Annotated in this window: 15 protein-coding genes; 6 read left to right on the top strand and 9 right to left on the bottom strand. The window is 42.7% G+C overall.

The window, feature by feature from the left end:
- Positions 1–20: 20 nt before the first annotated feature.
- Positions 21–515, bottom strand: coding sequence for a hypothetical protein (locus L4D20_RS05575; RefSeq protein WP_428800550.1), 495 nt, complete (start codon positions 513–515; stop codon positions 21–23).
- Between the two features lie 232 nt (positions 516–747).
- Between L4D20_RS05575 and L4D20_RS05570 the strand changes: the two genes are divergently transcribed.
- On the top strand, positions 748–3,108 hold the full coding sequence (locus L4D20_RS05570; protein ID WP_428800549.1) for a Lon protease family protein: 2,361 nt from the start codon (positions 748–750) through the stop codon (positions 3,106–3,108).
- Positions 3,109–3,169: 61 nt separating this feature from the next.
- Here L4D20_RS05570 and L4D20_RS05565 read toward each other — a convergent pair whose 3' ends face one another.
- On the bottom strand, positions 3,170–3,697 hold the full coding sequence (locus L4D20_RS05565; RefSeq protein ID WP_428800548.1) for a L,D-transpeptidase family protein: 528 nt from the start codon (positions 3,695–3,697) through the stop codon (positions 3,170–3,172).
- Positions 3,698–3,994: 297 nt separating this feature from the next.
- On the opposite strand from L4D20_RS05565, the gene L4D20_RS05560 reads away from it, so the two are divergent.
- From L4D20_RS05560 to L4D20_RS05545, 4 genes are all read left to right on the top strand, one after another.
- Positions 3,995–6,115, top strand: a complete 2,121-nt coding sequence (locus L4D20_RS05560; protein ID WP_428800547.1) for a diguanylate cyclase domain-containing protein — start codon at positions 3,995–3,997, stop codon at positions 6,113–6,115.
- Positions 6,116–6,288: 173 nt separating this feature from the next.
- Positions 6,289–6,762: a GNAT family N-acetyltransferase gene (locus L4D20_RS05555; protein ID WP_428800546.1), complete on the top strand. Its 474-nt coding sequence runs from the start codon at positions 6,289–6,291 to the stop codon at positions 6,760–6,762.
- A 42-nt stretch (positions 6,763–6,804) separates the two neighbouring features.
- The gene (locus tag L4D20_RS05550; protein ID WP_428800545.1) at positions 6,805–7,356 is read left to right on the top strand and encodes a GNAT family N-acetyltransferase; all 552 of its coding nucleotides are present in this window, start codon (positions 6,805–6,807) and stop codon (positions 7,354–7,356) included.
- A gap of 63 nt (positions 7,357–7,419) precedes the next feature.
- A complete protein-coding gene (locus L4D20_RS05545; RefSeq protein ID WP_428800767.1) occupies positions 7,420–7,788 on the top strand; it encodes a DUF3465 domain-containing protein in 369 nt (122 codons plus the stop codon).
- A gap of 32 nt (positions 7,789–7,820) precedes the next feature.
- On the opposite strand, the gene L4D20_RS05540 is transcribed toward L4D20_RS05545, so the two are convergent.
- From L4D20_RS05540 to L4D20_RS05515, 6 genes are read right to left on the bottom strand one after another with little or no spacing between them, the layout of a single operon-like run.
- Positions 7,821–9,479 (bottom strand): BatD family protein, encoded by a 1,659-nt coding sequence (locus tag L4D20_RS05540; RefSeq protein ID WP_428800544.1) that lies wholly within the window; start codon positions 9,477–9,479, stop codon positions 7,821–7,823.
- A gap of 2 nt (positions 9,480–9,481) precedes the next feature.
- Positions 9,482–11,323: a VWA domain-containing protein gene (locus tag L4D20_RS05535; protein WP_428800543.1), complete on the bottom strand. Its 1,842-nt coding sequence runs from the start codon at positions 11,321–11,323 to the stop codon at positions 9,482–9,484.
- Positions 11,316–12,284 carry a vWA domain-containing protein gene (locus L4D20_RS05530; protein ID WP_428800542.1) on the bottom strand — a complete coding sequence of 323 codons (969 nt, stop codon included), beginning with the start codon at positions 12,282–12,284 and terminating at the stop codon, positions 11,316–11,318. The genes L4D20_RS05535 and L4D20_RS05530 overlap by 8 nt, the downstream gene beginning before the upstream one ends.
- Entirely contained in the window at positions 12,277–12,756 is a 480-nt protein-coding gene (locus L4D20_RS05525) for a DUF4381 domain-containing protein (RefSeq protein ID WP_428800541.1), read from the bottom strand. The genes L4D20_RS05530 and L4D20_RS05525 overlap by 8 nt, the downstream gene beginning before the upstream one ends.
- Positions 12,757–13,695 (bottom strand): DUF58 domain-containing protein, encoded by a 939-nt coding sequence (locus tag L4D20_RS05520; RefSeq protein WP_428800540.1) that lies wholly within the window; start codon positions 13,693–13,695, stop codon positions 12,757–12,759.
- Between the two features lie 14 nt (positions 13,696–13,709).
- Positions 13,710–14,666 carry an AAA family ATPase gene (locus tag L4D20_RS05515; protein ID WP_428800539.1) on the bottom strand — a complete coding sequence of 319 codons (957 nt, stop codon included), beginning with the start codon at positions 14,664–14,666 and terminating at the stop codon, positions 13,710–13,712.
- A 367-nt stretch (positions 14,667–15,033) separates the two neighbouring features.
- On the opposite strand from L4D20_RS05515, the gene L4D20_RS05510 reads away from it, so the two are divergent.
- Positions 15,034–15,234 carry a restriction endonuclease subunit S gene (locus tag L4D20_RS05510; RefSeq protein WP_428800538.1) on the top strand — a complete coding sequence of 67 codons (201 nt, stop codon included), beginning with the start codon at positions 15,034–15,036 and terminating at the stop codon, positions 15,232–15,234.
- A gap of 110 nt (positions 15,235–15,344) precedes the next feature.
- On the opposite strand, the gene L4D20_RS05505 is transcribed toward L4D20_RS05510, so the two are convergent.
- Positions 15,345–16,385: a phage integrase gene (locus L4D20_RS05505; RefSeq protein ID WP_428800537.1), complete on the bottom strand. Its 1,041-nt coding sequence runs from the start codon at positions 16,383–16,385 to the stop codon at positions 15,345–15,347.
- Positions 16,386–16,428 lie beyond the last annotated feature (43 nt).

Genomic DNA, 16,428 nt, shown 5'->3' with positions numbered 1-16,428 from the left:
TATATGTTCAATCTTGCATATTAATTAATAGACTGACTTATGGTCTGTTTGCCTGAAGCCATTTTAATCTGACTAAAATAGTGATGTGATCGTTGTAGTGTGTCGAGTTCAAGCATCCACTGTGCATTACGCTGTGATGCGCAAAACTGACTGATATGAGATACCAAGTCTTCACCATATTTATTAATGATGCTGAGCGTCTTAATGACCAAAGGGCACTCCTCAATAGAAATGAACTGCAACTGGCAATAGCATTGGTTAAGAACATGAAATGCACATTGATGTCGGCCCATTTTCGTTAAGACTTTAGATTGCGCAATGGCAGAATCTCGAAGTGTAGAGATAAGAGCGACAAATTGACATGGTTCCATATTATCTTGATAAATAGAGGCATTAATGTGGGACGGCATGTAGTGAAGTACGTTATCAAACAAATGATACGCTTCTGGCCAATGCCCTTGGGCTAATAGCAATTCCGCTTTTTGATAGGCTCGCCAGCAGTGTTGAATGTCCATCCCGTTCCCTTTTTAATTGCTCTTGATTTAGTGTAAATGATATTCATTACCAATTGCAAGAGGGTCAATGCGGAAGTTTTCGCTCCAACTTTTCTTTAATGATGACCTAATTGACTGAGATTGATGGATATTTGTTCAGTTGAACGTGATTTGGGCGTAAGTCACTAAAAATTCAATTAAATGCATCTAAACTGAATTTGATAGCAGAATAATAACAACCAAGGAGGTAGTGATGGCGATTCAAAGATTGAACTCTGAGCAACTCTATAACACGGCTTTATTAGAGCAGTTGCCTTGTAAATCGACCAAAGAACTGGCTCCCATTGATGAGATCGTTGGTCAGAAGAGAGCACAAAAAGCGGTAGAGTTTGCCATGTCCATAAAGGAGAAAGGTTATAACATCTACGCTATTGGACAAAATGGGCTAGGTAAACGCACAATGATACTGCGTTATCTAAATCGTCATAAGCACGATGCAGATGCCATGTTTGATTGGTGTTACGTTGCTAACTTTGAAGATATTCGTACGCCAAAGGTACTTAAGTTGCCATCTGGTGTTGGCGCTAAGCTAAAGCAAGATATTGAAAAGCTAATGACCAAACTGGTCAATGCAATGCCTCTTGCCTTTGACAATGAAATGTACATTTCAAGAGCTGAAAAATTAAAGAATCAACTGGCTGATAAGCAGCAGATAGAACTTGATAAAATAGGCGCTAGGGCGAAAGAAAAAGGGATTAGCCTTACGCTGACCACTCAAGGTGATTATCAGTTTGTCGCAATGGATGGCGAAGAGCTACACAGCGAAGAGTCATTTGAAGAGTTGAGCCAGAAAGAACAGGATGACTTTGGAGATGCGATTGATGAACTTGAAATTGAGTTACGCTCGATGGTTCGTCAGTTAACGGAATGGGAAGAATCGTACAGCGAAAAGATTAAGAAGCTGAACGATGACGTAACATTAGATGTCATTACCCACTTCATTAAACAGCTAAAACACGATTACAGCAGTTATTCGATGATCAAATCGTATTTAACTGAGTTACAAAAAGATATCGTTGAGAATGCAGACATATTCTTAGATGAAGCAATGGAACAGGGTGAAATTGCAACTGCATCTTTGGATAAAAAGCTCCCTAGACGATACAAAGTAAACGTTCTTGTTAGTCGCAATGATGATGACTTTCCAATCGTTGTCGAAGAGAACCCTAACTATCACTCGCTGTTTGGCTATATTGAAACCGCGACATTCAAAGGCACAGTGTTTACTGACTTTTCATTGATCAGACCGGGGAGTTTGCACAAGGCCAATGGCGGCGTGCTATTAATGGATGCGCAAAAGGTTCTAGAGCAATCTTATGTGTGGGATGGGCTTAAACGTGCATTACGCGCTAGACAATTGAGCTTAACGTCGCTTGAAAAAGAGGTCACCCTCACTGGTGCTGTCTCTCTTGATCCTGAGCCTATTCCATTGGATGTTAAAATCATTCTTTTTGGGGATCATCGAACGTATCAACTGCTGCAGCATTACGATCCGGAATTTAGCGAACTGTTTCGAGTAACTGCAGATTTTGAAGACGAAATGACAAGAACGGAAGATGCTGAGCTTCATTACGCTCGGTTTATTTCAAGTATCATTCATGACAACAACTTACTTCACTGTGATCGTAAAGCGATTGCAAGAATCATAGAACACAGTTCTCGATTAGCGGGTGATCAAACTAAGTTGTCTCTTCACTCTGCAAGTATTGCCAATCTCATTCGAGAGTCTAACTATGTTTCGCGTCAAGCGAACTCAAATATGATTCGTGCAAGCCATGTAGAAGAAGCGCTAAGTAACCAAGTCATGCGGGTCAGTCGTCTTCAAGATGGCGTCATGGAAAGCTTTATCAACGGCACAACCCTCATTCGTACTGATGGTGTAGCAGTAGGGCAGGTTAATGCGCTATCTGTGCTGAGTACCAGTGATCATATGTTTGGCGCGCCAAATCGCATCACGGCAACGACCGCGTACGGTGAAGGCGAAGTCATTGATATTGAAAGAAGTGTTGACCTTGGTGGCAGCATTCACTCTAAGGGGGTGATGATATTAACTGCGTATCTATCTTCGGTCTTTGGTAAAACGGCCAAAGTCCCCTTAACGACCAACATTACGTTTGAACAATCGTATGGGGGTGTTGATGGAGACAGTGCGAGTATGGCTGAGTTTTGTGCCGTCGTTTCAGCGTTTTCAAAGCAACCTAACCGACAAGATATCGCAATCACAGGCTCGATGAACCAGTTTGGTGAATCTCAACCTATCGGTGGCGTTAACGAGAAAATCGAAGGGTTCTTTGATGTCTGTAAAATTAAAGGGCGAACGAATGAACAAGGGGTCATTATTCCACGTTCAAATATGCATAACTTGATGCTAAGGCCTGACATCGTGAAAGCGGTCGATAAAGGTGAATTCCATATCTGGGCCATCGATCATGTCACCGAAGCGATTGAGATATTTACAGGCAAGGTAGCGGGTACTGCGAGTGATGAAGGGAGTTACCCGATTGACACCGTTTATGGTATTGCTCAGGCAAAGCTCAACGCTTTACGTAAATAACAGTTAATCATTGTTCTATTTGGACCATGTAGAATGGCTGCCACTCCAGGCAGCCTTTCTTTTACCACTCAATTAGTATTGGTGTGCCTGCTTTGACTATGCTTAGCAATATATCCATTTCGTCATTAGTAATAGCAATGCAGCCATTGGTCCAATCAAAGCTTTGAATGTACTCTGGCCTGCGTTGGTCACCATTTTTCAATCCATGAATTTTAATATCGCCACCAGGATCTATCCCTTTATGCTGAGCCCAGTTTATGTCCGTTTGGTTTGGGTAATCTATGTGGATAGAGCGATAAAAAGCCGACTCATCAATAACAAAGTCGAGTAGGTAAGTTCCTTCAGGCGTTCTTTGATCGCCTTCCCAAAGTTTGTGTCCTTTTGGCCTTGCACCCAGCGCAATTCGAAATTCATGCACAATAACGTCATGCTTTATTAGGTACATACGTCTCTTCGATTTATCGACTTTAACCAAATCAATGCTGTTCTCAACGTTAAGCTCGCTTATTTGATTCGCAAAACACGAAGACGCTGTGCTTAGAAGCAATAAGCTAATGAATAGTGAAACTCTAGAAAGATAGAGAGGCATTATGACCATCAATGAATAAAATCGTGTTGTGAATTATAACCAAAAACACCTCTTTTAACTGACTCAATATTAGGCTTTTCTATTCGCTGAATTTATTTAGTTCTCAAAATAATTGGAAATGCAAATAGCGCTGATGAAAACATTGGAAACAGGATCATATAAATGTCGTTTGTCTCATGAATGTATAAGTTGATTTTGACGTTTTGCGGCTGACTTAACATTGAAGGTTATGCTGGATTGATTGCATAGTTGTACATCGAGAAAATAGGAGCATAAATAAAAAATAAGGCTTAGATTATGTTCCAGAGAGCGCAGTTAAAACAGATTTCGTCGGCGAGAAACCACCGTTATCTGGCACATATTCTATTCACATATTTAGATGATATTCTTCAGCCCCAAGCAATGACCATCGTTAACGAACCCGTACCTGGGAAACAGGCAGAAGCGTTACATTCACACAATCAAGGCCTTGATTTTTCGCAATACCCAAGCAGCTTCTGGGCTTGGGCAGCACAGTTTGATACCTCCGATAGTTTCCTACCTTTAGCCATCAATACATGCAACTGGGACCCAGTCACGCTGATGGGCGGTGAATCCTATATCTTTATGCTGGATAGTCATCCCTCGACACGCACCTATATTGTGGTCGAGGGAGTCGATGGTTCAGTATTTACGGGTCTTGATCATCAAAGTCAGTTTGATTGTCTCGTAATACTTGCGTCTCGTTGGCAATGTCTTCGTGCAGAGCGTGACGCTTCACAAGAGTTTAAACTGCGCGATATTAAAGAAGCCAAATACATTGATGAGCTTAAACAACGTGAAACTTTCATCGACAATATGAAACTGGTTCAGAAAGTCGCAATGAACATGTCGACGCCAGAAACCTTAGACGAACTTTACAAATTTTCCGTTGAAGCCGTCAGAAATGATCTGGGTTTTGACCGTGCTGTATTTATGCTTCTTGATATGAAGAAGCGTTGTTTTAGTGGTACTTACGGTACTAATGAAAAAGGTGAAACCGTCAGTGAGCACCATACTCAATATGATCTTCATCAGCTAGAAGATGAGTATATTGAAGTTCTTTTTGATGAGGATCGTACGGTTGTGTTGGTTCAAGATGCGCCATTATACACCGCAGGGAAAGTAGTAGGGCAGGGTTGGAATGGCATGCTTGTACTACGTGATGGGACAGAGACGATTGGTTGGATTGCCATCGATAATTATATTAATCGCATGCCCATCACCACTTATCAAAAACAGGCTCTAGAGGCGTTTGGCTCGCACCTATCTCAAATCTATATTCGTAAACGCCAAGAACAAAACGTTCGTATGCTTCACGCCAGCATGGTGGAACTATCACGTTGTATGAAGACCAGTGAAGTGTGTAAATCTGCAGTCATGTTTGCCATTAATAGATTAGGTATTGATAGGTTAGCGGTGTTTCTAACCGATGCCAATTGCAGCTATATGCAAGGAACGTGGGGAACTGATATACAAGGAAACATCGTAGATGAGTCTTACTATCGCTCAGAGACTCAAGACCGATCCATCGTCAATCTAGCTCAAGCAAGCCCCAACGAAGTGGTCTTTGAAGAATCGGTTCCCATCTATCATGACTTTAATATTGTCGGTTTTGGTTGGACAGCGATGACCATGCTGACAAGTAATAGTGGCGAGCCAATAGCCTTCATAGCAGCAGATAACTTACTAAAACGTACGCCATTAACCTCACAGCTTCGTGAAGTGGTCAAAATGTTTGCTTCAAACCTCACAGAGGTATTACTTAGAACTCGCGCTCAGCAAGCAATACATGAGCTTAATGATAGTCTTGAACAGCAAGTCAAAAGCCGAACAAAACAGCTAGAAGAGGCCAATGAAAAACTGGATCTTCTTTCAAAAATGGACCCTTTAACACGGTTGGGTAACCGTCGAATGTTAGAGCATTTATTAGAGAGTAAATGCATCTCTGAAAAAAGGGCAAAGACTCTTTATGGATTGATCTTGCTCGATATTGATCACTTCGGTCTTTTCAACAATCACTACGGCCACCTTGAAGGTGATATCGCTCTAATGAGGGTCGGCAATATATTAAAACGCCATACTCAATTGGAAGATGAGGTTTTCTGCCGAATTGGGGGAGAGGAGTTTGTTCTGTTGGTTTCGAATAAAAGTGAGAAAAACGTATGCGATTTGGCAGAGAAAATTCGAGCAGATATAGAAGCTGAAAGCATTGGCCATATACCCAGCCCAACTCAAGAAATGTTAACTGTTTCGATTGGTTATACCGTGAAGGAGTTTGATTCTGATAGGTTCAATTTTGACATTCTCTATGGCGAGTCAGATAAAGCCTTATATCAAGCCAAGGAGAAGGGCCGAAACTGTGTCGTAGGGACGATGGATCAACAAACACCAGCGTAGGTTGACGTGATTTAGATACCGCTATGCCAATCAATGTATTTGATTGGCATTTTTTATGGACGAAGAAGAGTGATCGGAAATGAGGCTATATTATTCAATGAATTGATAAAGGTACTGAAAATTACTAGTGGGCCATGTAGGATAAAAAAACACCTTTTCAAGAGTACAGATGAATGATTATTAGGAATCAGCTAAAGCCAACGGACTTAGGCCGAATAATACTGATGCACAGTGAATTCTATTCAGTTCGAGATGGCTATGATCATACTTTTGAAGCGTATGTTGCAGAGCCTCTTGCTCAATTTAGTTTAAGAGATAGCTCTCGAGAGAAGATTTGGATCGTGGAAGACGAGCAAGGTATTGTCGGAATAATATGCATTTGCGAGCTTACTCAAGAGCGAGCACAGCTGCGGTGGTTTATGGTACAACCAAGAGCGCAAGGAAAAGGACTTGGTCGTGAATTGATAGGTTTAGCGCTGCAGTTTTGTCGAGAGAGTGAATACACGAAAATCGTGCTGTGGACAGCAAAGGGGCTAGATTCCGCTAGGCATCTATATTTGAATCATGGATTTGAACTGACCCAAGAGCGTACGCACTTATTATGGGGCGTAGATCTTACCGAACAGTGTTATGAGCTAAATTTGTAGCTTGTGAGTAAGGCATTATTTGACCGGTAATTAGGGAGTTATATGGAAACTGAAAGATTGATTCTTCGTCAGTGGCATGAAGAGGACTTTCAACATTATGCACAATTAAATGCGGATTCACGTGTCATGAAGTATTTTCCTTCTGTGCTCTCAAAGCAAGAGAGTGATGAGCAAGCCGATCGGATACGAGGTTTGATTACTGAAAGAGGCTGGGGTTTTTGGGCAGTTGAATTGAAGTCTTCAGGTGAATTTATTGGGTTTGTCGGTTTACATAGTCAAGATGAAAACAGCGGAATACCGCACGCACCCTTTGTTGAGATTGGTTGGAGATTATCTTCGGATCATTGGGGTAAAGGCTATGCACCTGAGGCGGCACGGCAAGCATTGGAGTATGCATTTGAAACGTTAAATGAAGCTTCAGTGTATGCTTTTACTACGCTTACCAATGTGCCATCACAACGGGTTATGTCTAAAGTAGGGATGACAAACGTAAATACTGACTTTAACCACCCCAAGCTACCTGACGGGCATGAACTCGAGCGCCATTGTTTGTATAGAATGACCAGAGCGGAGTGGCTAAAACTCTGTAAGTAACGTGAGTGCTTCAAAACCAGATTGGTAAGGACAAGTATGAAAAGGATATTCGTAGCGTTATCTATGATTCTTTTGCTTATTACATTTCCAACGAAAGGAGATGATGCACTATTAGCGAAAGCTTACGAGATAAATCAAAGTGATTTACAGGTTCAGGGAAGTGGTGATGTTATTCGATTATTACCAGATGATAATGAAGGGTCACGGCACCAAAAATTCATTTTGAAATTGAATAGCGGGCAAACGATTTTGGTTGCCCATAATATCGATCTAGCGCCGAAAATAAAAAATCTAAGGCGTGGTGATACGGTTAAGTTCTTTGGCGAGTATGAATGGAATAACAAAGGTGGTGTCATCCATTGGACTCACCGAGATCCGAACGGCCGTCATGCTCATGGTTGGCTAAAGCATAACGGCCGAACATACCAATAAATCATTATTTGAATCAGGTTTGTGGCTGAAGATTACAGCTTGTTTAGAATGTCATCAGTTGATGGCTTTCTTTTTTCTACGTTTTTCATCAGCTTTAAAAGTTCTTTATCATCGCTTTTTGAGGGAGTAGCCCCGCTGGTTGTATTGTATTTAGAACCAAGCTTCTCATTGTATTGCTGAATTAGCTTCTCTTCTTGTTCTGATAGAGGGGCGTGCTCGGTTTGCCACATTGACAGGTAAAGCTGACTCTTAATAACATCTTGCTGTTTGAGTGCCACCTTAAGCTTTGTGAGGGTAGAGCTGTCTTCTTGGGGCTCGGCGCTATTCTCATGCACTCTATTTTTCAAAGCGTGCCTAGAGCGTACTATGTACATCGTCGATATTAACCATAGCGCTGCAAATAGAGCGGTTAAGTAAGGCCAAATACCTCGGTCATAGACGACATTGACGGTTTGAGTTGGAGGAGCGATAGGAGAAATGATTTGAGTGTTGTTCATTCCAGTGGCTTCAGTAACAACAACATCTAGCCCTTTCAATAACGACGTTTTCTGTTGTTTATTACGGCTATCCCACCAGTTGATGCTCACTTCAGATAGTGTTTGTTCACCGACTTGCTGAGGTATCAGAACTTGCTTCAATGTCATGATGGTGTCGCCATTATTGTTTTGAGAAAATTGCGGCTTCTCATCATAGACTCTAAACGCAGTAGGATAGTTAATGGCAAGATTGGGGAGTTGATTTGGATTTAAACCTTCAATCTGCAATGTAACAATTCGAGTGAGTGCATCGCCCACTTGCATATTATGTGAATTTGCATCGCTGACAGGCTGACCGTCTTGATTTAACCACTGCTGATTGAAGGCCAAGTTCTTGGTTGGAAGCCAAGTACCTGAGTAGTTTGCAGGTTTAGGATGAACCGTCAGTTTAAACTGCTCAGCTGCTGTGTCTGCGGTGATCATACTTGTTGTTCCATATCGATTGTCACCATAAATAACAGTGCCAGTAAACGCAGGTGCGGTGAGTGTGAATTCTCCACTTTTCAGCGCATCGATACGATACTTTTGATCAACGATAGTCACTTCAACACCATCTTTAATCGTTTGATATTGGTTAGGTTCTCCTTCGAGCTCAATGCTCATCCCTTCAATGATTGGCTGAACGATTTGGGCATTTTGCAAGCGTCTTGGATCTGCCTTGATGATAAGACGAAAATCCAATATTGCACTCTCTTTAGGGTAGAGAGATGTTGTTGATAACCGAGATCTTAACTCAACCAAGTCTGAAGCTTTGGGTTGGTTTTCATCCATACGGACATTAATGCTGATGGGTTGCGTTTTTACACCTGCCACAGTGAAACTGGGAATCGTAAGGGTACCCAATTTTTGAGAAGCTAATGATACGTTCCATTCGCTCCGATTATTGCGATCACCATTGATGATGTTAATCGATGTACCAAAACTAGGGCGGCTCATGAAAAAGTCTTTCTCAAGGACGCTTAGGTCAATGTCATCTTGTGATACTTTTTGATTAACAACGATCCTAAGTTGGAAGACTTCGCTTTTAGCGACCCTATTTTTACTGACACTGGCAGAAGCACCTGCTGGATTGTTTGCAGCAAAGCTGTATGAGCTAACGAAAAGCAGTAAGAGCACTGCCAATATTGATGAGTAACGAGATAGGATAGATTGCATCTTCACCACTTTTTACCAGAATTTTGAGGAGGTTGCTTTTGCTTAGCTTGTAATATCATTTGCGCTTGAAGCAGTCGGCTTGGATCGCGCGCGCTTTCAACCTGTTCTAACTTACGAATGTCAGGGTCAACTTGTTGTTGATTGTCTTGGTGAGCAGCTGTTGCTTCAGAGGGATTAGCCTGTTGTTCATTCTGGTCGTTATTTTCCTTAGATGTCTCAGGGCTGTTAGCTTGAGAAGATTGATCGTTCTGTTCGTTGTCATCATTCGCTTTTGCATTGTTCTGCTCTGGTGTGTCTTGACCGTCACTGTTGTTTTCGCCATCGCTACTGTCTGAGTTATTACCTTCAGAATCGTTGTTTTGCTGATTGTCAGACTGCTCACCGCTATTCTCAGGATCCGTGTTGGGCTGCGAAGGTTGGCTTGAATCAGACCCATCGTTTGAGCTTGAGTCGCTCTTGTCTGATTGGCTATCTTCATCCGAATTTGATTGGTCCTGCTGGTCTTGTTTTTGTTGCTGTTGAGCCCGTTTGACTACTTCGATATTTTCACGCGCTTCGTCAACGAACTTACCATTATTGATGAGTTGATTATAGTTATCAATCGCTTGTTCAAAGTCGCCATTTTGAGCTTGAGCATTGGCTAAATTGTACAGAGCTTGGTCGCCTTCTAGCATTTTAAAGCTGTTAATAGCTCCTTCAAATTCACCTGCTTTATACTGTGCAACGCCTTTCCATTCTCCATCGGAAAAGGTTTCGGCCGCCTGTTGGTACTCTTTGGCTTCATAGAGATCTATTGCTTGTTGGTCTGATGTTTTCCATGGGCTTGCATGAACAACATTTGGCTGAACCAAAGAGAGCCCTAATACTGCGATACTAAAGATGACGCCACGCCTAAATAGCAGGCTTATAGGAACAATAAGTAACGGAAGTAACCAGTAACCACTGTTTACACGCTCTTCAAGTTGCTGATTTTGTAGTGAAGAGCTTGCCTCCACTCGGCTTGTGAACGTATTAATTGCATCTATATCGCGGCTGTCTGCATGAATAGAAGTAAATACCCCATCGACACTGCGTATCAGTGCTTTCATATTTGAGAAGTTGGATTGAGCGATAACGGTCGTACCATTGTCATCTCTTAGTAGAGCACCATCATTTAGACGTATAGGTGATCCTGAGGGAGTCGCGACAGATAAGATGCTGAGCTTCCATTGAGTGTCTCTTAGCATCTTGCTTATTGCTTGCTTTTCATCGTTATCAATATCATCGGCAACGAGAATGATGTCGCCCTGATCTAACCCTGCGTTCTGCATCATTTCAATTGCTAACGCGACTCCAGCGGCGGCATCGGCCCCAGGGTAGGGCATAATATCAGGAGACAAGTTGGGTAATAGATTAAGCAGTGTTTGGCTATCGGTTGTCATTGGACTCACCGTATATGCATCGCCTGCATAAGCGACTAAGCCTGTGCTACCTTCATTCCATAAATTGAGCAAATCCGTCACTTTGTAACGAGCTTGAGTTAGGCGATTGGGCTTAATATCGGTAGCGTACATCGACAAAGACATATCCATCACGACAATTCGACCACCGGAATTACTGTAAACCGGTCTCTCTGAAGAATAAAAACTTGGCCCTGCTAAAGCAATGATCGTGCAAATTTGACCAATGCCAATGAAGTAGATAACACTGCGCTTGCGAGGCTTTGCATCAAGGCCAATTGCTTTGGCCAAATGCGGAGCGATAAGTGAAGCTTGGTGAGTACTTTTTTTAAGCCATATAATCAACCCGATGGTTGGAATTATTGCTATCAGCCAAAATGGATATAGGAATGTGAAATCAGACAAAACCTCTCCTTAGCATAATAATTATGCTGGAAAGCAATAGGGCTATCGCGAGTGGTAAATCAAACCATTCCGTTTGAGGTCGCCACGTTTGAACTGCTTCACTAATCGGCTCTAGTTTATTGATCGTATCGTAAATTGCCGCTAGGTCATGGCTGTCTCGCGCTCGGAAATATTCGCCACCGGTAAGATTGGCAATGTTTTGCAATGTTGCTTCATCAAGATCATGCGCCGTGTTCACTTTACGAGTCATAAAAAATTCTTTAACGACCATTTCTCCCGCACCAACTCCCACGGTATAGATAGTAGTATCGAACTTCTTTGCAATCTCAGCGGCTTCCATAGGGTCAAGCACACCTGCATTATTTCCGCCATCACTGAGCAATATCATGACACGTTGAGGTGCATCACTATCGACAAAGGTTTTGGTTGCCACAGCAATCCCATCACCAATCGCCGTTTGAGAACCAATGAGCCCAAGAACGGTTTGATTAAGTTGCTCGGATACCGTGTGCCTGTCGAGTGTTAACGGAGTCTGTAGATAAGCGTGGTCTGCGTAGACAACCAATCCAACGCGGTCTCCCGCTCGTTTTTCAATAAATTCAGTCAGTACATTTTTTACCGCAGTTAAACGGTCAATATATTCATCGCCTTGTTTCATGTCTTTCTGCGTCATGGAGCCAGAAAGATCGACCACCAGCATTAAGTCACGATGTTCCGGTTGGTGAGTGATAGGTTCCCCATACCAAACTGGACGAGTTAGCGCGATGACAAGTAATACCCAAGTTATTATGGCGAGTACACGCAGCAGTGTTTTCTTTGGTGCGTTTTTCCCTAGTGAATTGGGTAAAAAAGGCAAGTGTATCGGCGCTGCCACCTTTACCGGTGGAAGCAATCGATAAATGATCAAAGGAAGTGGTAATAGGAATACTGCCCACCACCACACAAACTCGATATTAGCCAAGCTTGCGTCCTCGTTTTGGAGGCAACGCTTCATCTACCCATTGATAGCATTGTTCGACCAATAGATGAGGCTCTTCCACTGCATCTTTTTGGTAGAGTGCTTTTTGCCACTGTTTAGAGTGATGTAAGAACATCGGATTATCTAACTGAGAGTCTAAGAACACGTACCAATCACGCCCAGTGAGGTGGGCGATATGCTCACGAGGGAAGTAACAAAGTGCCGCTTGACGGACAAGCTCAATAGCCGCAGAAGGCGTCTCAACTGTTTGCCCTTGCTTTAGTAATTTCAAGGCGGTTTGTTTAGGCGCTAAGCGTCTTTTATTCCACTTGAAAAGTGCAACGATCAGAACCAATGTAAAAATAACAGCGAGAGCCGACGCCCACCATCCCCACGCCAATGGAAACCATGAAGGTAGTGATGGCAGTTTTAAATCGTTAAGAGCCAGTAGGGCTGAGCTAGATGAATCCTTCATTTAGTGTTGTCCAGATAGTTGTTGTAATAATGGTTGATTACTAGAGATAGAAGTAAATGAAATCCCTAGAGACTGGCAGCTTTGTTTTATTGCGTTCAGGTGGTGATTGTATTCTCGTTCAATGCTTGCGCGTGTTTTACGAGAGGAGAAGTCAACCCACTGCGATTTGTGTTGACTTGAAACTTGTTCAGTTCCACGGAAATTTGTGTCCCCATATTCTAATGGGTCAGAAAAGTGAACCATCCGAACTAAGTTGTGCTGACGTAAACGTTTAATCAATGGATCACTTGGGTCTTCTAAACGAACGAAATCACTTAATAGAATTATTTCACTCCCTTTGGGGCACAAGCGATGTAGAGCTTGAAACCCTTTTTGCATAGAGTGATTCGTTTCCTTAGGTGTGGTTGTCGCCTCGTTGAGCGCGGTATTGTGACGCTGAATGATCTGCTGAAGCAACATGAGCGGACCACGGTCACGTGCTGTTGGCTTAATATCGATAAGCTCTGTGCCGGTATCGATTATGGCGCCGATACGATCATTATTGGCAATACAAAGCCAACTAAGAAGGCTCGCCATGTGCGCCATTTGTACCGATTTTAGCTGTAGTGTCGAGCCAAAAAACATACTAGAACTAAGATCAATGTAAAGCACGACTGGCTTTTCACACTCTTCTGTAAAGAGTTTGGTGTGTGCTTTGCCTGTCCGTGCAGTTACGCGCCAATCGATACTGCGAATATCATCACCGGCTTGATATTGACGCACTTCGGCAAAATCCATCCCTCGGCCTAATTTACGGCTTTGATGCTGCCCAGATATTTGAGTCCATAAGCTTTTCGCTGGTGGTAACCAGTGAATACTGTGCTGCTTGTAATAAAGCAGTTCATCAAGCGACAGTGTGACCCCATTACAATGAGGTGGTAATGATGAGAGAGTGTCCATAATCACCTAACCGTTTAAGCGCTGCCGACCAAAGAAAGGAGGTGGTTGACGACTTGATTAGGATGAACGCCCTCTGCCTGTGCTTGGTAAGAAAGAAGTAAACGGTGACGAAGTACTGGAAAGGCCATTGCTTGGACATCTTCAGGCGATACAAAGTCACGACCGGCTAGCCAAGCGTGTGCTCGAGCGCATCGGTCTAGTGCGATTGTTGCTCGTGGGCTAACCCCTAACTCAATCCATTGTGCGAGTTTTTGATCGTATTCGCTTGCTTTACGTGTCGCCATGATAAGACGAATGATGTATTGCTCAATACTGTCAGCCATGTGGATATTAAGCACTTCTTGTCGAGCGGCAAAGATATCTGACTGAGATAAAGTTGGTGGTGTAACAGGTTGCTCGCCTTTCGCTTCACCACGGTTGAGTCTTAATATTTCTAACTCGCTTTCAGCATCAGGGTAGCTAACATCTAGGTGAAGTAAAAAACGATCGAGTTGAGCTTCAGGTAGAGGGTATGTACCCTCTTGTTCGATAGGGTTTTGTGTTGCCATCACCAAAAAAAGATCTGGTAATTTATATGTGTTCTTACCGGCCGTGATTTGTTTCTCTGCCATTGCCTCAAGCATGGCAGCTTGGACCTTAGCGGGGGCACGGTTAATCTCATCCGCCAATAATAATGAATTGAAAATAGGGCCCGGTTGGAAGCTAAACTCTCCGGTTTCCTGCCTAAAGATATCGGTGCCCGTTAAATCAGCGGGTAATAGATCAGGAGTGAACTGGATACGATGAAAGTCGCCTTCGATACAATCAGCCAGTGATTTAACTGCTCGGGTTTTAGCAAGACCAGGAGGGCCTTCAACTAAGATATGTCCATCGGCTAAGAGCGCAACTAACAACTGTTTTACTAGGTTAGATTGACCAATAACTTGGCTCTCAAGGTAGGTTTGAAGTTGTTGTACGGCTAATATAGTCATCGGTATATTTCTCCTAATTTTTCAATTAGTGAGCCAAAAATAGAATTAGTTCCATTAACATTGCTCTGATCAGCCATATTTGACGTAAAAATAACCGATGAGAAGTTGTTAACAATCAGATGATTACATTATGGGGGTGATTGAGCGCGTTCCAAGAGCTTGTGCAACGAAAAATCGGCGCCATATTCCAAAAATGATGATTGATGAATGCTATTGATGAGAAAATAGTCAGTTTGAGCACGAGTTATTGTTGAGGCTAGAATAAAATGAGTGAAATCGTTACACTCCTCAACAGAGATTCTAATTTTGGTTTAAACCGTATTTTTGGTATGAACTGTTTTGTAAGAAAAATTGGTAGGTAGATATAATGAGTGATTTTGAAAAAGAGCTGGAGCAAATGTCTCAGCAATCGGCAGACGAGCCTGAAGTAACATTACCTTCACTTGATGAGCAAAAAGCCGTGGTTGCTGAGCTTAAGAAATTAGAAGAAGAAGGTAAGCTAACGCCAGAGATCCTTGAAGCTCATTTTGGCCAGTTTTACGCGAAGAGTGATGCGCCAGTTCACTAAAGTATTGCTTGATAACTTAAGTTATTGTTATTAAATGCATTAAGGTTGGTTATTCCAACCTTTTTTATTGCCTGTAGAATGCGAATGGCGACAAAGTGGCGGCACTTGCGTTACTTTTTTAAAGTGGCGATAGGGTTTTTTGAAAGCGCCTCGGTCAAATGTTCTGGTGTGAAGTGGGCATAACGCATTGTCATCTTGATATCGGCATGGCCTAAAATGTCGCGTAGAACAAGAATATTGCCGCCATTCATCATAAAGTGGCTAGCGAAGGTATGGCGAAGCACATGCGAGGCTTGCCCCTTTGGAACTTCAATTGGCGCACGTTGCTTAATTTGGCGCATAAACGCTCTATAGCAAGGCTTAAACAGTGGGCCTGAGGTAGGCTTGTAGATTTCTTCATAAAGCGCCTCAGTGATTGGAACAGAACGGTTCTTGCCTGTTTTCGTATTCACGAACGTCACTTTAAACTTAGACAAGTTTGCACCGCGAAGGCCTTCAGCTTCACCCCAACGAGCGCCAGTAGACAAACACAACCGCACAATCTTTAGCATGTCTGGGTTTTTGTTTGCAGCCACATCGATTAGCAATTGTTCCATTTGTTCGCTGGTCAGGAAACCCATTTCACTTTCGCCTGTTTTTAGCGGCTTAACAGATTCAAGCGGGTTAGGGTGGGGCCATTCACCAAACTCCTTAAGTTTGTTAAATACCCCCTTTAATCGGGAAAGCTCAGAATTAACCGTAGCATGGCCCACTTTTTCACGAATAGTGTTCATTCCTGATTTGTATTTGATTTCACCTGAAAGACGCTTGGCGCGATAAGCAGAATAATCTTTAGCAGTTAAGTTGACGGCTAGTGGGTTGCCGAGTGAGTCAACAATATGTGAAAAGCGGCTAAGCATTTCTCCGCCCCTAACGAGTGAATTGCCATACAGTGTGAACCACAAATTAATCAGTTCGCTTAACCTACGGTGATCAGATTTTTCACCAAGCCAAGGTTTGTCGTCTAACTCCTTAAACAGAAACTTCTCGTAGGTGGTGGCTTCCCCCTTTGTGGCGAAGCGTTTACGAACGCGCTTACCACCGCGGCCTTGTGGGTAACACTCACAAAGCCATGGTTTCTTAGTTCCGTCTTTTAGGTTGCGAATAGACATAAATATTCAACTTATACTGGATATAAAAACAGTATAAGTTGAG

Source organism: Vibrio kyushuensis, assembly GCF_050337325.1.
Classification (GTDB): domain Bacteria; phylum Pseudomonadota; class Gammaproteobacteria; order Enterobacterales; family Vibrionaceae; genus Vibrio; species Vibrio kyushuensis.
This window is presented reverse-complemented; position numbering and strand designations above follow the sequence as displayed.

Coding starts and splice junctions, on each gene's coding strand:
- L4D20_RS05515 (WP_428800539.1), bottom strand. CDS start 14,666: ATGACTATATTAGCCGTACAACAACTTCAAACCTACCTTGAGAGCCAA.
- L4D20_RS05555 (WP_428800546.1), top strand. CDS start 6,289: ATGATTATTAGGAATCAGCTAAAGCCAACGGACTTAGGCCGAATAATA.
- L4D20_RS05510 (WP_428800538.1), top strand. CDS start 15,034: ATGAGTGATTTTGAAAAAGAGCTGGAGCAAATGTCTCAGCAATCGGCA.
- L4D20_RS05565 (WP_428800548.1), bottom strand. CDS start 3,697: ATGCCTCTCTATCTTTCTAGAGTTTCACTATTCATTAGCTTATTGCTT.
- L4D20_RS05575 (WP_428800550.1), bottom strand. CDS start 515: ATGGACATTCAACACTGCTGGCGAGCCTATCAAAAAGCGGAATTGCTA.
- L4D20_RS05570 (WP_428800549.1), top strand. CDS start 748: ATGGCGATTCAAAGATTGAACTCTGAGCAACTCTATAACACGGCTTTA.
- L4D20_RS05505 (WP_428800537.1), bottom strand. CDS start 16,385: ATGTCTATTCGCAACCTAAAAGACGGAACTAAGAAACCATGGCTTTGT.
- L4D20_RS05525 (WP_428800541.1), bottom strand. CDS start 12,756: ATGAAGGATTCATCTAGCTCAGCCCTACTGGCTCTTAACGATTTAAAA.
- L4D20_RS05545 (WP_428800767.1), top strand. CDS start 7,420: ATGATTCTTTTGCTTATTACATTTCCAACGAAAGGAGATGATGCACTA.
- L4D20_RS05560 (WP_428800547.1), top strand. CDS start 3,995: ATGTTCCAGAGAGCGCAGTTAAAACAGATTTCGTCGGCGAGAAACCAC.
- L4D20_RS05520 (WP_428800540.1), bottom strand. CDS start 13,695: ATGGACACTCTCTCATCATTACCACCTCATTGTAATGGGGTCACACTG.
- L4D20_RS05550 (WP_428800545.1), top strand. CDS start 6,805: ATGGAAACTGAAAGATTGATTCTTCGTCAGTGGCATGAAGAGGACTTT.
- L4D20_RS05540 (WP_428800544.1), bottom strand. CDS start 9,479: ATGCAATCTATCCTATCTCGTTACTCATCAATATTGGCAGTGCTCTTA.